The sequence below is a fragment of the Idiomarina baltica OS145 genome (assembly GCF_000152885.1).
GTDB lineage: Bacteria > Pseudomonadota > Gammaproteobacteria > Enterobacterales > Alteromonadaceae > Idiomarina > Idiomarina baltica.
The window spans coordinates 55,426-71,498 of the sequence record NZ_CH672403.1; the positions used below are offsets into that span (position 1 = coordinate 55,426).

General features: G+C 47.2%; 15 protein-coding genes. 10 read left to right on the forward strand and 5 right to left on the reverse strand.

Annotated features, from left to right (window positions below):
* Nucleotides 1–82: 82 nt before the first annotated feature.
* Entirely contained in the window at nt 83–1,228 is a 1,146-nt protein-coding gene (metK, locus tag OS145_RS01700; protein ID WP_006954254.1) for a methionine adenosyltransferase, read from the reverse strand.
* Between the two features lie 128 nt (nt 1,229–1,356).
* Here metK and OS145_RS01705 point away from each other — a divergent pair, with 128 nt between their 5' ends.
* The 6 genes from OS145_RS01705 to OS145_RS01730 all read left to right on the forward strand — a co-directional run bounded on the left by OS145_RS01705 (nt 1,357) and on the right by OS145_RS01730 (nt 5,437).
* Nucleotides 1,357–2,106 carry a 16S rRNA (uracil(1498)-N(3))-methyltransferase gene (locus OS145_RS01705; RefSeq protein WP_006954255.1) on the forward strand — a complete coding sequence of 250 codons (750 nt, stop codon included), beginning with the start codon at nt 1,357–1,359 and terminating at the stop codon, nt 2,104–2,106.
* A gap of 11 nt (nt 2,107–2,117) precedes the next feature.
* Nucleotides 2,118–3,068 (forward strand): glutathione synthase, encoded by a 951-nt coding sequence (gene gshB, locus OS145_RS01710; RefSeq protein WP_006954256.1) that lies wholly within the window; start codon nt 2,118–2,120, stop codon nt 3,066–3,068.
* Between the two features lie 51 nt (nt 3,069–3,119).
* Entirely contained in the window at nt 3,120–3,677 is a 558-nt protein-coding gene (locus OS145_RS01715) for a YqgE/AlgH family protein (protein ID WP_006954257.1), read from the forward strand.
* Nucleotides 3,674–4,081, forward strand: coding sequence for a Holliday junction resolvase RuvX (gene ruvX / locus OS145_RS01720; RefSeq protein WP_006954258.1), 408 nt, complete (start codon nt 3,674–3,676; stop codon nt 4,079–4,081). Before OS145_RS01715 ends, ruvX begins: the two co-directional genes overlap by 4 nt.
* Before the next feature lie 67 nt (nt 4,082–4,148).
* Complete coding sequence (locus OS145_RS01725; RefSeq protein ID WP_006954259.1) at nt 4,149–4,439, forward strand: hypothetical protein; 291 nt, start codon at nt 4,149–4,151, stop codon at nt 4,437–4,439.
* Complete coding sequence (locus tag OS145_RS01730; protein WP_006954260.1) at nt 4,439–5,437, forward strand: hypothetical protein; 999 nt, start codon at nt 4,439–4,441, stop codon at nt 5,435–5,437. Before OS145_RS01725 ends, OS145_RS01730 begins: the two co-directional genes overlap by 1 nt.
* A gap of 1 nt (nt 5,438) precedes the next feature.
* Here the strand turns inward: OS145_RS01730 and OS145_RS01735 are convergent, their stop codons facing one another.
* Nucleotides 5,439–6,842 (reverse strand): PhoH family protein, encoded by a 1,404-nt coding sequence (locus tag OS145_RS01735; protein ID WP_006954261.1) that lies wholly within the window; start codon nt 6,840–6,842, stop codon nt 5,439–5,441.
* Between the two features lie 135 nt (nt 6,843–6,977).
* On the opposite strand from OS145_RS01735, the gene rapA reads away from it, so the two are divergent.
* The 3 genes from rapA to OS145_RS01750 are packed head-to-tail and all read left to right on the forward strand — an operon-like array spanning nt 6,978 to nt 11,124.
* Entirely contained in the window at nt 6,978–9,632 is a 2,655-nt protein-coding gene (gene rapA / locus OS145_RS01740; protein WP_006954262.1) for an RNA polymerase-associated protein RapA, read from the forward strand.
* The gene (locus tag OS145_RS01745; protein ID WP_006954263.1) at nt 9,632–10,288 is read left to right on the forward strand and encodes a pseudouridine synthase; all 657 of its coding nucleotides are present in this window, start codon (nt 9,632–9,634) and stop codon (nt 10,286–10,288) included. Before rapA ends, OS145_RS01745 begins: the two co-directional genes overlap by 1 nt.
* 41 nt (nt 10,289–10,329) lie before the next feature.
* Nucleotides 10,330–11,124: a DUF3530 family protein gene (locus OS145_RS01750; RefSeq protein ID WP_006954264.1), complete on the forward strand. Its 795-nt coding sequence runs from the start codon at nt 10,330–10,332 to the stop codon at nt 11,122–11,124.
* A 3-nt stretch (nt 11,125–11,127) separates the two neighbouring features.
* On the opposite strand, the gene djlA is transcribed toward OS145_RS01750, so the two are convergent.
* The 3 genes from djlA to OS145_RS01765 are packed head-to-tail and all read right to left on the reverse strand — an operon-like array spanning nt 11,128 to nt 13,633.
* The gene (djlA, locus tag OS145_RS01755; RefSeq protein WP_006954265.1) at nt 11,128–11,961 is read right to left on the reverse strand and encodes a co-chaperone DjlA; all 834 of its coding nucleotides are present in this window, start codon (nt 11,959–11,961) and stop codon (nt 11,128–11,130) included.
* Entirely contained in the window at nt 11,961–12,638 is a 678-nt protein-coding gene (gene murU, locus OS145_RS01760) for an N-acetylmuramate alpha-1-phosphate uridylyltransferase MurU (RefSeq protein ID WP_006954267.1), read from the reverse strand. Before murU ends, djlA begins: the two co-directional genes overlap by 1 nt.
* Nucleotides 12,635–13,633 (reverse strand): aminoglycoside phosphotransferase family protein, encoded by a 999-nt coding sequence (locus OS145_RS01765; protein ID WP_006954269.1) that lies wholly within the window; start codon nt 13,631–13,633, stop codon nt 12,635–12,637. The genes murU and OS145_RS01765 overlap by 4 nt, the downstream gene beginning before the upstream one ends.
* A gap of 138 nt (nt 13,634–13,771) precedes the next feature.
* On the opposite strand from OS145_RS01765, the gene OS145_RS01770 reads away from it, so the two are divergent.
* Nucleotides 13,772–16,066: an LPS-assembly protein LptD gene (locus OS145_RS01770; protein WP_006954272.1), complete on the forward strand. Its 2,295-nt coding sequence runs from the start codon at nt 13,772–13,774 to the stop codon at nt 16,064–16,066.
* Nucleotides 16,067–16,073 lie beyond the last annotated feature (7 nt).

A 16,073-nucleotide genomic window follows, 5' to 3' on the forward strand; every position in this document is an offset into this window, starting at 1 on the left:
ATGAACCATAGTTGGTGCGCGTATTGTCCACAATTCGGGGGCTTCAAGCAAATTTATGGGCGAAAAATTCAACACCCGTAAACTAGATATCCTGCTTTAATGCATCGGCTTTATCAGTTTTTTCCCATGGAAATTCCTCTCGCCCAAAGTGCCCGTAGGTCGACGTAGCACGATAAATAGGCCGTTCCAGATCAAGCATCTGAATTAAACCGTAAGGACGCAAGTCAAAATGACGGCGTACTAGCGCTATCAACTTCTCTTCACTGTGTTGCGAAGTACCAAAGGTATCAATACTGATTGATGTTGGCTCAGCAACGCCAATTGCATATGACACCTGAATTTCGCAGCGTTCCGCCAAGCCTGCGGCAACGAGGTTTTTCGCCACGTAACGTGCCGCGTATGCGGCGCTGCGGTCAACCTTCGATGGATCTTTGCCCGAGAACGCGCCGCCACCGTGACGCGCCATGCCACCGTAGGTATCCACAATAATTTTGCGCCCCGTCAAACCGCAGTCACCCATCGGGCCGCCAATCACGAATCGACCGGTTGGGTTAATGTGGAACTTAGTATCACGGCTAACCCATTGTTCGGGTAGCACTGGCTTAATGATCTCTTCCATCACGGCTTCACGCAATGTGGCTTGGTCAATATCTTCACGGTGTTGGGTCGAAAGCACTACAGTATCAATTGCCACCGGTTTACCATTCTCGTAAACAAACGTCAGCTGGCTTTTGGCATCAGGACGTAACCAATCGAGCGTGCCATTTTTACGCATCTCTGACTGACGCTGAACAATGCGGTGCGCATAGGTAATGGGGGCTGGCATTAATACCGAGGTTTCATTAGATGCATAGCCAAACATCAAACCCTGGTCACCGGCGCCTTGCGCTTCAGGCGATTCACGATCTACGCCTTGATTAATATCTTGGCTCTGCTTACCAATCGCGTTTAGTACCGCGCAAGAGTTGGCATCAAAACCCATGTCCGAATGTGTGTAACCGACATCACGGATGGCTTGACGGGTTAAATCTTCAATATCGACCCAAGCTGAAGTGGATATTTCCCCGCCCACTAATACCATGCCAGTTTTGACATAGGTTTCACACGCCACACGGGCGCGGATATCTTTTGCTAAAATTGCATCCAGTACGGCATCAGAAATCTGGTCCGCAATTTTATCAGGATGGCCCTCTGAAACCGATTCAGAAGTAAATAGGTGACGTGACATATGCCTACCATTCCTTTATTTTGATTAAAATAACTAGTACTGACGGCGTAATTTAACCGATCAATAAAAAAATTTCTACTTCTAGACGTCCAAAAGTCTGTTTATAGATAAGGATTCAATTAAGTCGTATGAGAGTTCCACGCATTTTTCATCCCGAGCCACTCACGGTCAACAGCACCGTATCGCTCAGTGATGACGCCTTTCAACACACCATCAAAGTGCTTCGCATGCAAGAAGGTCAGGCGCTTGAGTTGTTTTGTAACGATGATTTTAATTACGCAGCGGTACTCACTTCAGTCGCCAAGAAAAGCGCGCAAGTTGAAATTACTGGTGCCCAACTCAACAGCACCGAGTCTCCTTTATTCGTTCACCTAGGTCAGGTCGTTTCACGCGGAGACAGGATGGATTTCGCCCTACAGAAATCAGTGGAACTCGGTGTTAATGCCATCACTCCGCTGTTCAGCGAGCGCTGCGGTGTAAAATTAAACGGTGATCGACTTGAGAAGAAACAACAACAATGGCAGAAAATTGTCATTTCTGCTTGTGAGCAGTCGGGTCGCAGTCATGTCCCTATCGTACTTCCTGCAATATTAGTCGATGACTTTGTAAAGACGCCGTTTGACGGTTTGCGGTTAACCTTAGATCCCTATGCGCGCGTGCCGCTCAATCAGATTGAGGGCGCTAACTTGGCCCAGCGCATTCAGTTAATGATTGGTCCAGAGGGTGGTTTCACGGATATTGAAGTTGAACACGCTCGCCACCATCACTTTAAACCGATTCGTTTAGGACCACGTATTCTGCGAACAGAAACCGCTGCGATGACAGCTTTAGCAGCCATCCAGTATGAATTTGGTGATCTCAACGCCAGCAACGAATAAGGAAAATACCCATGAAGTTAGCCATGATTATGGATCCCATTGCGCAGGTAAAAACGGAAAAAGATACCAGTTTCCGACTGTTGCTCGAAGCACAGGCGCGCGGTTACCAAAGTTATTATATTGAAATGGCCGATCTACTTATTGATTCAGGTCGCCCCTATGCGATGGCACGTAAGGTCACCGTCAAAGATCAAAAGACAGACTTTTATCAGTTAGGTGATGTTGAGAAGCTACCGCTCGGTGACTTTGATGTAATCATGATGCGCAAAGACCCGCCGTTTGATAGTCAGTTCCTCTATGCAACGCACATATTTGATTTGGCGCAAGCTGAAGGTGCGCTGGTAGTGAATAACCCGCAAAGCTTGCGAGATTGTAATGAAAAGCTTTATACCAGTTGGTTTCCTGAATTTATTACCGATAGTTTGGTGTCCGCCAATGCTGAGCAACTTAAGGCGTTTCATAAGAAGCACGGTACCGTCATACTTAAACCGCTAGACGGGATGGGTGGCGCATCGATATTTAAAGTTAACGAAGACGGTGCAAATTTAGGTGTCATCATCGAAACACTCACCGAAAAAGGTCAGCGTTATGCCATGGCACAAAAATATCTGCCAGAGATTAAAGACGGCGATAAGCGGATTCTAATTATTAATGGCGAACCGGTACCTTACGCATTGGCACGAATTCCTTCTGCTGGTGAGACACGCGGCAACCTTGCGGCTGGCGGCAGTGGGCGTCCGCAACCATTGAGCGAAAGTGACGAACGCATTGCGCGTGCTATCGGTCCCACACTTAAACAAAAAGGTTTATATCTTGTTGGTCTCGATGTCATTGGTGAACGTATTACAGAAATCAATGTGACGAGTCCAACTTGTATGCGAGAGATCGAAAACGCCTATGACATCAATATAGCAGCGCAACTCTTCGCAGCTATTGAGCACGATCTGCAGCAGCGTCGTTGAAATTGCTGAATAAACCCCGATATAAGTCTTATCGTGAGTGAGGAGTGCTTTATGGAAAGCTTACAAAATCATTTTTTAATTGCTACACCCAGTATGAATGATCCGCTATTTCGTCGTAGCGTGACTTATATCTGCGAACACAACGAAGACGGTGCGATGGGACTGATCATTAATCAACCTGCAGAGCTAACGGTTAACTCGTTGCTCGACAAACTTGAAATTGTTTATCCGGACAGTGCGGACAGCCTTAAAGGTCCAGTCTATCAAGGCGGACCTGTGGGTCAGGAGCGAGGCTTTGTGATTCACCCGCCACAACAAAACTGGCGTAGCAGTCTCAAGTTGAGTGATGAGATTATGGTCACCACTTCGCGTGACATTTTAGAGGCCTTGGGTTCCTCCGCGGCGCCGTTACAGTTTCTGCTAACGCTCGGATATGCGGGTTGGGAAGCTGGCCAGCTAGAGCAAGAGCTGGCTGAAAATTCGTGGTTAGCTATCCCTGCGGATCCTGAGATATTGTTTAACACACCGACTAATCAACGTTGGGAAAAAGCCACCGAGCAACTCGGTTTTGATATTTGGAAGCTCGGACCGGATGTAGGTCACGCATGACAGTTGTCGGGTTTGATTTTGGCACCAAAAGTATTGGCGTTGCAGTGGGTCAGTCGATAACGGGCACCGCCTCTATTTTAAAAGCACTCAAAGCTCAGGACGGTATTCCAAACTGGAGTACTGTCGAACAACTGCTCAAAGAGTGGCAGCCTGAACGTGTCGTCGTTGGCCTACCACTTAATATGGATGGCACGGAGCAACCGCTCACGCAACGCGCGAAAAAGTTTGGCAATCGTATTCACGGTCGTTTTAATGTCCCCGTTGTCTTTCAAGACGAACGTTTAACGTCCACCGCCGCTCGAGAAGCGTTGTTTGAACGCGATGGCTATCGCGGCTTGGAAAAAGGCAAAGTCGACAGTGCTGCGGCATTGCTCATTGTTGAAGATTATCTTCGTGCATTGTAGTCATGTTGCCAAATCAGGATAATTCGTTATAGTGATGATTAAAAAGTAGAATGCTTGGGAGAAGGCTGTGCTAGGCAACGAAGAACCATTTTCTGTCACCGGTAACACCATTTTATTGCGCAACGAAAATAAAAAGTTGCTACTGGTAACTGGTGACCGTTATAAAAACATTTTAGTTTCGCGCACAGGCGTGGAGATGAGCGACTGGAACGCTGAACGCCGTCCTGGCGTGCGCGTCGTTTCACTTCATGAACTATTCAAACGCGACAAAACGTATTTCTTTATTAGAGCGGGCGGCGTTGAGTATCAAGTCGACTTAAAGTTTGAAGAAAGTCCAATTACCGAAATGAAGTTCTAATGAAAAAGCTATCTGATGAGAGAACATACCTGTCCGCTTGGGGTGCAGTCATTGTTCTCTCAACAGTTCTGCTTGTTAGCAGTGTCCCCAAAGCTTTTGCTCAACAAACAGCTTTCGAGAAAACATCCCGTGACGGCGATATTTTACTTTCCTACCAATGGAATCTTCCCAACGGGAAGCTCACGCAGCTTAGTTTCAGTGTTAATCAGCGCGACTTCTTAAAGCCGTTTGCAACATTTCGGAGTTACGACCGAAAGCGCGCACTTCGTGAGCTTAATTATCAAGTTAATCAGTATATACAGCGCCAACGTTGGTATGGTGTTGAAGCGACGCTGTCCCCCCGACAAGAGAAATTAACCTTATCAATACGCAAAGCACGAACGGAACCGTTACAACAACGTTACCAACAGCAACTGAGAAAGGTACAACAATTTTTTAATCAGCAATGGCAAGACTATTTATCGGCAAATTACTATCGCAAATTGTCGCTTCCATTGGGGGAAACGGGCATCGTTCCAGATGCAGTTACTATTGCCGAGAAAACTCAATCACTTCTCAGAACGCTGGTTGTCGCTATCGGGAACGAACTTAAAGATAACAGTCGACGCAGCTACACCAACTACGTTGGCCATTTTGTTCAGTCGATTCCTTATGACAGTCTCAGTAGCAAGCTATCAAGTCGTGGAGATGGCTTCACGCCACCTAATTACCTTCTTCTCAACAATCGAGGTGACTGTGACAGTAAAGTCAGCCTCACGCTAGCCTTACTAAAAGAGATTATTCCTGAAGCAAGAATGATCATTGTTTATTTCCCAAAACATGCGATTTTTGGCATTCAAATGGCAAAGCAAGCAAACGATATAACCTTGATGCACAACGGAACTGAATTCGTTCTCATGGATGTCGCAGGGCCCGCCGTTTTACCAGCGGGCCAACTCTCCAGTGATGTGCAGTTTCTTGTCAACACTGGGCAGTATACGGTTATCAAAGGCAACTAAGCTATAGATGCTCCTCTGCATACTCTGCCAGACTACTTCTTACCACACCGTTTAGATTAATGGTCGCACTGCCTGGATAATCTTTAAAACGCTCTACGATAAAGGTGAGTCCTGAGGTGACAGCAGTTAAGTAATAACTATCAATCTGCGCCAAGTTGCCCGACACGACCAGTTTCGTATTCTCACCACAACGGGTAATTATTGTTTTTAGCTGTGATGCGGTTAAGTTTTGTGCTTCATCAAGTATAACCACCGCATTTTGAATACTGCGACCACGCATGAAGTTTAATGACTTGAACTGGATATTCGCTTTCGTCATGATGTAATTGAGACTCGAGTCCATGCTCTCATCATTCTTATGCAATACTTCAAGAGAATCCGTTATAGCTGATAACCAAGGCGCCATTTTCTCCTCTTCTGTCCCCGGTAAAAAGCCAATAGACTCAGCGATCTCTGGCGTGTTTCGGGTAACAATAATTTTCTCGTAGATCCCCTTTTCGACCACCATTTCTAATGCCGCAGCAAGCGCTAATAGCGTCTTACCACTACCCGCCGGCCCCGTCAGAATGACCATGTCCAAGCTTGTGTCAAGCAGTGCGTGCATCGCCATCGCTTGATATATATTCTTAGGGTGAATCCCCCACGCGCTGTAACCCATTAAGCGCTCATGTCCCAAATCCATCAGCGTTACAGAGGTATCGTCAAAAGTGTCCACCCGAGCTGCGAAATGTTCTGTTTCATCGATAAAATATTCGTTATAGAAAATTTGCGGCATGTGTTCGCGCGAAACCGTGTGATAGGCATCTCGCCCCTCTTGCAACGTACTGACATCACCCACTTGTTGCCAAAAGTCCCCTTCAAACTGATAGAAACCTTTCGTCAATAAACGAATATCATCAATTAATTGGTCTGTGCGATAATCCTCAACATGTTTTACGCCCGCACCTTTGGCTTTTAGGCGCATATTGATATCTTTTGTCACCAAAGTGACCGTGCTACCCGCAAACTTAATTTGCAGTTCTAACGCCACTTGAATAATACGGTGGTCATTTTCATTGAGCGCCAAAGCAGACGCACTTTGCTTCAACTCGTAGTCAGGGAAAATAGCTAACGTGCCGCTCGCTTGGTGGTCGCCACTTAACTGCGTCAAAGGGACACCTTTAACTATCTGCTCAGGTGTTGCATCCTTTAACACCTCCTCCAATGAACGAATCGCAACACGCGCATCTCGGCTCACGTCCTTATTGCGATCCTTAATATTATCTAACTCTTCTAACACGACCATAGGAATAACGACGTTATGCTCATCGAAGCTGAGAAAAGCGAGAGGATCATGCAATAGAATATTGGTATCTAAAACGAAGTACTTAGTAGCTTGGGAGGTTTGACTAACATTTGCGGTCATAGCGTACACCTTTTGTTATCGTTTGATTAAAGCTTAGACCAAAATTCGTGACACAGGGATGACAGTCGCATTGTTTTTTTCTAATCTCCCCATTACTATTGCCGACCTTTAAAGTTAGCGCATAGGAAGGACGAAGTGAGCGAGTTTAGTTTAGGGCAACGTTGGTTAAGCGAAACTGAAACAGATTTAGGCCTTGGCGTAGTCACTGCCGTGGATGGACGCCAGGTATCGGTGATGTTCCCTAGCACAGGGGAAACACGAATGTACGCTAAATCCGACGCACCTCTCGCTCGATTTGTGCTGAATGAAGGACAAGAAGCAACACATGCTGATCAATGGCGTTTTATCGTCACCGAAGCAAAAGAGCATCAAGGGTTAGCCATCTATTTCGGTGAACGCGAAGACTCAGGCGAAGAGGTGATGGTGCCAGAGTCCCAGTTAGCTCATCAAATTGATACCAATCCAGCATTAACGCGCTTTATTGCAGGGCAAGCCGATCGCCACGATCTGTATCTTCTGCGCATGCAAGGCCAACAACAATTAGCGCGCTGGCAACAAAGCCCTGTCGCGGGTCTCCTAGGCGCACGTGTGAATCTGTTAGCGCACCAGTGTTACGTCGCATCAACCGTGGCGAACCGCTACCACCCTCGAGTTATGCTCGCTGACGAGGTCGGCTTAGGAAAAACCATCGAAGCGGGCATGATTATCAAGCGCCAGCATGTCACGGGGCGTAGCCAACGTATACTAATTGCCGTACCCGATAGCCTCCGTCACCAATGGCTTGTTGAGATGAAGCGCCGATTTGCGCTTGATTTCAGTGTGTTTGATGAAGCCAGAATCCGAGAAGCGCAACTCGATAGTGATAATCCATTTTCTACTGAACAATTAGTGATTATCAACAACAAAATCCTACACGATGAACAGTGGCATGACGCACTCATGGGTGCCGAATTTGACATGTTGGTGGTCGACGAAGCCCATCACCTTAATGACAGTACACGGGGCTATGAACACTTTGCTCAGCTAGCGAAAGCCATCCCAGGCTTATTGTTATTAACCGCAACACCTGAGCAAGAAGGTAACGAGGGACACTTTAAGCGTTTGCAGTTACTTGACCCAGACCGCTTTAACGATTTTAGCGCGTTTGAGGAGGAGCAAACTCATTATCGCGAACTGGCAGATAAAGCGACGGAGCTTAAAGGAGAGGAACTCGACGAACTCCTTGATGAACACGGCACAGGCCGGGTTATGTTTAGAAACCGCCGTCAAAATGTCGGTGGATTCCCAGCGCGTCAATTTCACTCGGTTAAACTACCTGAGCCCGAGGATGACATGCGTGAACCTTGGTGGCTGGGCGACCCCCGTGTGACTTGGCTTATTGACCATATAAAAGGTAACCGGGATGACAAAACGTTGCTTATTTGCCACAGCGCGAAAACGGTAAATGAGCTCGCCGAAGCATTGCGTGTGCTTGAAGGGATAAACGCTGCCGTTTTCCACGAAGGTATGTCATTACTTGAACGCGACCGCGCTGCCGAGTTCTTTGCCGACGATGATAATGGCAGCCCGATTTTATTGTGCTCAGAGATAGGTAGCGAGGGGCGGAACTTTCAGTTTGTGCATCAACTCGTACTATTCGACTTACCTGAAAACCCAGACTTACTTGAGCAACGGATAGGACGACTTGACCGTATCGGGCAAACCCATGATATCGCGATCTACCTGCCCTACACCGAAGACTCCGACGAGGGCATTTTACTGCCTTGGTATCACACGATGAATGCATTCGAACAATGTAATCCCGTCGGACGCCGCATGTATGACGACTTTTCTCAGCAGATTAAAAAGGCTTTGCTAAGCTGCCAGCCGCTTCCGAAAGAAGTGCTGCAGCAGAGCGCAGAGTTACATCAGCAACTGATGGCCGAGGTTGAAGCGGGTCGCGATAAACTACAAGAGTTAAATGCATGCCGTCCAGAACAGGCTAAGTCGGTAATCTTGGCTATAGAAGAAAGCAGCGACGTATCAACTCTGGATGAGTTTATGACCACATTCTGGGAGCGCTTTGGTATCGATATCGAAGAACTCGACGAAAACCGAGTGTTCGTTAAACCGAGCGAGCATATGCGCGTCGAGGCTATTCCAGGCCTGCAAGAAGAAGGGATGACCATCACCTTTGACCGCACCACGGCACTTAATTACGAGGATATCGAATTCTTAAGTTGGGACCACCCTCACGTGCAAGAGGCCTTGGATATAGTGACCCAGCAAGACTTCGGTAGCGTCTGCGTTACTAAGCTAAATAACAAAGCGCTGCCTGAGGGCGCCTGGTTCATGGAGGTTGACTTTAGTGCACAGATTAACGCCCCCCAAAGCGCGGTAGCTCAGGAGTTCTTTCCGCTTCAGAACCATCGTATATTGCTTGATAGCCAAGGGCGGGAACTGACGAGCAAAGTGCCACGCGATGCATTAACCAAGCAAGCCGACTTTATGGATAAAAAAACCTCACGGCAAATTTTAAAGCAGTTGCGTGATATCACTAAGTCGCACTTAGAAGTAGCGCGTAGCTCTGCTGAAGCTTGGTTAGAGCAACAAAGCGCTGCTATCGGTTCGCGTATCAGTGAAAACTTAGGAAAGGAACTTGAACGTCTGACCAAACTAAAGCAGCGCAATCCTTCCGTACGCGAATCTGAAATTGAAGCTATCAAAATGCGCCAGCAAACCTTATTAGAATCGCTAAAACAACCGCAGCTTTCGTTGTTTGCCGTGCGTATTTTGGTCAATCATCACTAATGGCACTGCTTCACTATCAACCACCAACCAACCCTTATCTCAAGATAATACATCGAGATAATGCGTTGGTTGTGGTCGACAAGCCCGCAGGACTGCTTAGCGTACCAGGGAAATTACTCGAACATCGAGATTCCGTTTACACTCGCCTCGCTCGCATATTTCCTGATATCAAGTTAGTACACCGGCTAGATATGGCCACGTCGGGTGTGATGGTGTTTGCGCTTGGTAAAGCCGCGCAAAGCCACCTAAGTAGACAGTTTCAACAACGAACTCCAAAGAAAACCTACTTGGCAAAAGTGTGGGGAGCATTGCCCGCTGACAATGGCTGTATCGATTTACCACTTAGCTGCGACTGGCCTAATCGACCGAAGCAACAAGTCGACTTTTTCAATGGCAAGCCCAGTCAAACCTTTTACCGAGTGCTAAAACGTCAAGCTCAGGGATGCACTGTCAAACTATCACCCTACACAGGTCGTTCACATCAGCTACGGGTGCACATGTTGGCATTAAACTGTCCTATTTTAGGTGATAAGTTTTATGCACACTCAGCCGCTTTTGAGGCGGCTGAACGACTGCTCTTACATGCATTTGAACTGCGTATTACACACCCTCAGACCGAGCAAACGCTAACCTTCACCAGCCCCTGCCCGTTTTAGCTAAAGTTTAAAGAATTTCAGTCTTATGACGATAACAAAGCATGAATATTATGCGCGTTGCCATCCTGTTGTTTGTCATCTGCTGGTCTGTTATTTCACACGGACAGGATGATCGTGCTCGTTTCGTCCCCCCTGACGAGATCGTCTGGCTCAAAGACGCGACAGAGAAAGACGTACAGTATTTAGCACTGCAACTTGAGCCATTAAGAAGCTTCGAACGAGGGCAGTTTGTTGCCTTGCCGGACTGGGGTCTACACCCCTTGCAATCTTCGCTCATTAAATCCAGTTATCATGAAGCGTCGAAGATGGGTTGGCGTAGTTGGGGATTGACACCACCGAGTATGCTTATCCAACCCACCTCGTTAGCGCATCACACCCCTGACTCTGAGTTTACTCAACCCGATGATAACGCACTGGAGCCTTATAGAGCCGCGTTATTTAAGCGCCTTGAAGCACTGAATGAAAAAGTGAGTCAACACCCCGGTTTCGTTGTGTGGCTTGTTGAGGGAATCAGTGGTGCGCTCTGGATTGATTGGATCAATAAAAATCCTTCAGCCGCGCCCGATGCGGTCATCTTGTTGGATGTGTATCTGCCGCAGCCAGCACTTAATCGAGTCCTAGGCACCAAAATCGCTAAGCTCACCTTCCCGGTACTCGATATTAAATCAGCTTCAGCCAACCGATGGGTCGCTAAGCAATGGTCTATGCATGAAACACTTAGCCAAAAATATCAACAATTAAGCTATCGACCGCGTAGCTTATTGACCCGTCCCCCAGAAGCCGCCAACGAACTAAAGAGTGTCATTCAAGGTTGGTTTAAATTCCATGGCTTTTAATAGCTACCGTATGTCACGGTGTTTTTTGATTGCTTCATAGGCTGATTGGATATCCTGGGCGCGTTTTTGTGCTTCTTTCATCACATGCTCCGGCAACCCTTTTGACGCAAGCTTGTCAGGATGATGGCGCGCCATCAGCTTGCGATACGCTTTTTTAATCTCCGCATCTGACTGTTCTGGCTTCACTCCTAACACTTCATATGCATCTTGAAGTTCATTACGCGACGGCTTAGCCTGTTGGCTCCCCGCGTTTCCTTGCGAACGGTGTTGATGAAACCTAAATGCGGCTTTCTGCATCGCAAGCCACTGATCAATCTGAAACCGCCTGAAACCCAGCGCTTTACCAACATTAACAAGGACTTCATGCTCACCTCGATCAAGTACACCGTCATTAAGAGCCAAAGCCATCAACTGTTCCATAAAGACCTGAAATACCTCACGGTTGCCATAAAATGACTCCCTAAACCGCTTCATCGTATCTTCCAGTGGAAAAGTCGCCTGCTTCCCTTCTCGAAACGCCTCTTGCGCCTCTCCTCTCGCTTCAGAATCGAGTCGGAATCGGTCCATCAGTTCCGATGCTTGTGCAATATCTCGCTCGGTCACGCGTCCTTTTGCTTTAGCAAGATGTCCCATCACTGCAAACAGGGTATATAAAAATAATGCATCTTTATCGGCATCACGTTTGCCACTCATAAACTGCCCAAAACCACCACGGCTGGCAAAGTCCTGAGCCATTCCTCGGTCAAACCAGTGTCCGATTAATACGCCGATGATAGCTCCGGGCAATCGCAAAAACAGATAGCCCGCTAGCGCACCAATCACCTTTCCCCAAATCATTATGTTTCCTCTACTTCTTGATTTAACTGACTCAAACGCGTTGGCGTTCCCACATCCGTCCAAGCACCTTTTAGTAGACTCCCCGCCACTTTTCTCTGATTAATTGCATCGAGCAGCAAGGGCTTCAATGGCCTATACCCATCGCCGTAACCGGCAAAAAATGCTGGGTCATATAAGCCAATGCCGGCGAACGTAAATCCAGTCTGCTCGAGAGACTGGGCTACTACCCGGCCATCTTGCAAGGCAAAGTCGCCGCTGAGGTTATGTTCAGGGTTATCGACGAGTAATAGGTGAGCCAAGTCGTTCGTCTCAAGTTGAGTTGGCAAGTCTGTTAAGTCGGATGAGATAAAAATATCGCCATTAATGACCCAAAAAGGCGCTGTTCCCAGCATTGGTAGAGCATTAATGATGCCGCCCGCTGTTTCTAACCCACCGTCAGGTTCGGGAGAATAAATAATCTTCACTCCCCAACGTGAACCATCGCCAAGCTGAGACTCGATTTGATCCCCTAACCAAGCATGATTAATCACAATTTGCGAGACCCCGGCCCCCACCAACTTCTCAATGATGTACTCGATCAAAGGTTTGCCCGCAACGGTTAAAAGTGGTTTTGGGGTCAAGTTAGTCAGAGGTTGCATACGCTTTCCGCGACCTGCGGCCAGTATCATCGCTCTCATGAGTTTTCCCATTTGGGTATAATACGTTGGGTCAGCCATTGGTGGTAGTTACTTAATTCCGGATAACGTGCACTGACTTTACTCAGATAGCCTAATGTACGAGGCACGTCTTTCAAGTAACCGGTTTTATCATCACGGTGCGCTAGTCGGGCAAAAATGCCTGCGGCTTTCGTATGCCGCTGAAGTCCCATCCAGTCGAACCAGCGTTGCCACTGTTCTGGCTCAATATCTGCACTTAGTAGCCCATCCTCCTGCAGTTGGCTCCGTAACCGTTGAGATAGCTCATCGACTAACTCATCAGGCCACTCAATGTAACAATCTCTCAGTAGCGAGACCGCGTCATAGGTAATCGGCCCGATAACCGCATCTTGAAAGTCGATAACACCAAGCCCTTTAGGCGTCACCATCAAGTTGCGGGAGTGATAATCTCGGTGCACACCAACCTGTGGCTGAGCAAATGCATTACTCACTATCAGCTCGCAGAATTCAGACCATAGTTCGTCGTCGCGATCATCCCAGTCAAGATCGAGGTGCTGCATCAACAACCAATCTTTAAACAATGCCAGTTCGCGATCTAACAATGCTCGATCAAAGCGTGGTAAATCGCCTTCCGCTGTTGCCGTCACCCCCATAACTCGTGGCAAAATCGAAAGCGCTTGATCATAGTATTGGCGTGCGTTTTGCGCTTGGAGTTTCGACAATAGTACCGTGTGGCCCAAGTCTGTCTGCAACATGTATCCCTGCTTCAAATCAACGTTCAATACCAGCGGCACGGGAATATTTGCCGCTTGATAAGCGTCCGCTACGAGAAGAAAAGGGCGCATATCTTCTTTATCGGGTGGGCAATCAACAGCAATTAAGCTACGTTGACCATCTGAAGCTCGAAAGTAGCGTCTAAAACTCGCGTCACCAGAAACCACTTCCAGTTGCGTTTGAGGATACCCCGTCTGCGCCTCACACCATGCTGCCAGACCAATCTCACGAGAATCTTCCAAAATGCCCCCTCTGTGTGCCATTATTTGGCAAATTTAATCTCTATTTATGCGTACTAAAATAGCAGAATACGCAGATTTGCTTTATTATACCAAGCTTGTCTCTAATCATTAATTAACAACTCAAAACGGATTAGTATCTTGCCATTGCGTTACAAAGTTGCCAAAGCGTCCGCTGTCTTATTTACCTTACTCAGCGCGTCAGTTTCTGCTCAGCAGGAGCTTACTAATGTGTGCTCAGCCCGCTATAATCAGTGGCGTTTCGAAGAACCCGACTTCGACGTTTCTGCACAACTCCCTGGTAGCATATTAGTCCACTCTGATAACTCCAATGTCAGCAACAATGGCGAAGCGTTATTCTCTGGTAACGTGAGTATCCGTCAGGATGGTCAATGGCTTCTCACTGAGTCTGCACGGATCAATCAAGAAAAACAAACCATCGATGCGAATCAAGGCGTTCTGTTTTCTGACGGTTATATTCAAGTCAAAGGTCAATCGTTTAATTATAATGGCGTTTCAGCAACCGCCGAATTACGCGATACTGAATATCGAATGAAAACCACACAAGCGCGTGGCGAAGCCCAGCTACTGCGTTTATCTGAGCAGCACGTCAATCTGTTTTCTTCAAGTTTCACGACCTGTCCAACGACAGATCCGGCTTGGAAACTGACTGCTGATCGAATCGAAATCAGTCAATCAGAAGACTTTGGTGAGGCATGGGGCGCTAAAGTTGAGTTGTTCGATATCCCCGTTATTTATTTACCGTATTTTACGTTTCCAGTTAACGATAAACGTAAAACAGGGTTTCTTTATCCGACCATTGATACCTCATCTGTCAGTGGCCTTGAGGTAGAAGTCCCTTATTACTTTAATATTGCGCCGAATATGGATGCAACGCTTGCTCCCGTATACATTAGTAAGCGCGGGACAATGTTAAAAACAGAGTACCGCTTTCTAACCGATAGCTATGGTGGTCAAATCAATCTTGAGTACCTTCAAAGCGACTCACTTCGACTCGATAACGCCGATCGCTATTTATGGCATATTGATCAGCAAGCGCAACTCGGCGAGCACTGGCGCGCCTATGTGGATGCAACGCAAATCAGTGATGACAACTATCTCAATGATTTTGGTAGTGATTTTGCGGGGCGAGCAGACACCCACTTGTACCGTGTGGCGCAAGTTGATTATTTAAAGGATAACTTTTTTGCACGCATCCGTGCTGAAGACTACGAACTACTAGGGCAATATCAAAGCCCGTTTAGAACACTGCCACAAATTTCAATGCGTTACGATGAAGGTGCATACACGGGCTTTAACTGGGCGATCGAAAGCGAACTCACCTACTTTCAAAGCCAAGACGACTCAAACGTATACGCGACACGCGCCCACCTTCAACCCAGCTTAAGTTACGCGCTCGAAGCGCCTGCTTACGATGGTGAAGCTGAAATCACTTATTTATATACGCACTATCGTCAACAAGGGACAAGCCCTGAGCTCGACGAGTCCGTGTCGCGCGCGTTGCCAAGAGCTCGCTTAAGAGGTCGCCTGCACCTAGAGCGCTTTTTTGACGGCGACGGCGTTGACGCATACCGCCAAACATTGGTACCACAACTTCAATACCTCTACGTCCCGTACAAAGACCAGTCTAATATCGGCATCTATGATACATCGCTGATGCAAGACGATTATTACGGCCTGTTCCGCGCCCAGCGCTATTCCGGTTTAGACCGCATTGCAGAAGCGAATCAAATAACCTATGGTGCCACAACAAGCATTTTTGATAAGCGCGAGCGTGAACTGTTGCGCTTTGCGTTTGGCCAAATTTATTATTTTGATAAAAGTCGGACCGAGCTATTGCAGCAAAATACGTCGCGGACATCCAGCAATACAGAATGGGTTGCCGACTTAACATGGGCGATTACCCCTCATTGGAGTATCAAGAGCGCGTTACAATACGATACGGAACTAAATCAAACACGAAAGAGTCAGACCGCTTTAGAATATCGCTTTGACAATAAAAACTTGCTTCAAGTGAATCATCGTAAAGCAACCAATATTTTAAATAGCGATATTGAACAAGTCGGCGCGCAAGCGGTTTGGGAAATTAATAACCAATGGCAGGTCGCTGCTAACATTTACTATGATTTGGTAAATCGCCGCACCAATGATGCCATTCTTGGGGTGCAGTACAGCAGTTGTTGTTGGGCGCTACGTGTAAGTGCGTACCGTCGAATCAACCTGAATTTAGAGCCTGCTATGGCTGGAGCGGCAAACGCTGGTATGATGCAAAGCACGTTTGCGGCACCCGAATTTGACAACGGTGTTAGCTTACAGTTTATCATCAGCGGCCTTTCAAGCGACGGAAGCAGTCTGATCGAAATGTTAGAGAAAAGCATTTACGGCTACAGACGACCTTTTTACTTAAGTAACTAGTGGTACA

What these genes read in the sequence shown, in the direction of transcription:
- djlA (WP_006954265.1), bottom strand. Translation starts at nt 11,961, where the DNA reads ATGATTTGGGGAAAGGTGATTGGTGCGCTAGCGGGCTATCTGTTTTTG.
- murU (WP_006954267.1), bottom strand. Translation starts at nt 12,638, where the DNA reads ATGAGAGCGATGATACTGGCCGCAGGTCGCGGAAAGCGTATGCAACCT.
- ruvX (WP_006954258.1), top strand. Translation starts at nt 3,674, where the DNA reads ATGACAGTTGTCGGGTTTGATTTTGGCACCAAAAGTATTGGCGTTGCA.
- OS145_RS01750 (WP_006954264.1), top strand. Translation starts at nt 10,330, where the DNA reads ATGAATATTATGCGCGTTGCCATCCTGTTGTTTGTCATCTGCTGGTCT.
- OS145_RS01735 (WP_006954261.1), bottom strand. Translation starts at nt 6,842, where the DNA reads ATGACCGCAAATGTTAGTCAAACCTCCCAAGCTACTAAGTACTTCGTT.
- OS145_RS01730 (WP_006954260.1), top strand. Translation starts at nt 4,439, where the DNA reads ATGAAAAAGCTATCTGATGAGAGAACATACCTGTCCGCTTGGGGTGCA.
- OS145_RS01705 (WP_006954255.1), top strand. Translation starts at nt 1,357, where the DNA reads ATGAGAGTTCCACGCATTTTTCATCCCGAGCCACTCACGGTCAACAGC.
- metK (WP_006954254.1), bottom strand. Translation starts at nt 1,228, where the DNA reads ATGTCACGTCACCTATTTACTTCTGAATCGGTTTCAGAGGGCCATCCT.
- OS145_RS01715 (WP_006954257.1), top strand. Translation starts at nt 3,120, where the DNA reads ATGGAAAGCTTACAAAATCATTTTTTAATTGCTACACCCAGTATGAAT.
- gshB (WP_006954256.1), top strand. Translation starts at nt 2,118, where the DNA reads ATGAAGTTAGCCATGATTATGGATCCCATTGCGCAGGTAAAAACGGAA.
- OS145_RS01745 (WP_006954263.1), top strand. Translation starts at nt 9,632, where the DNA reads ATGGCACTGCTTCACTATCAACCACCAACCAACCCTTATCTCAAGATA.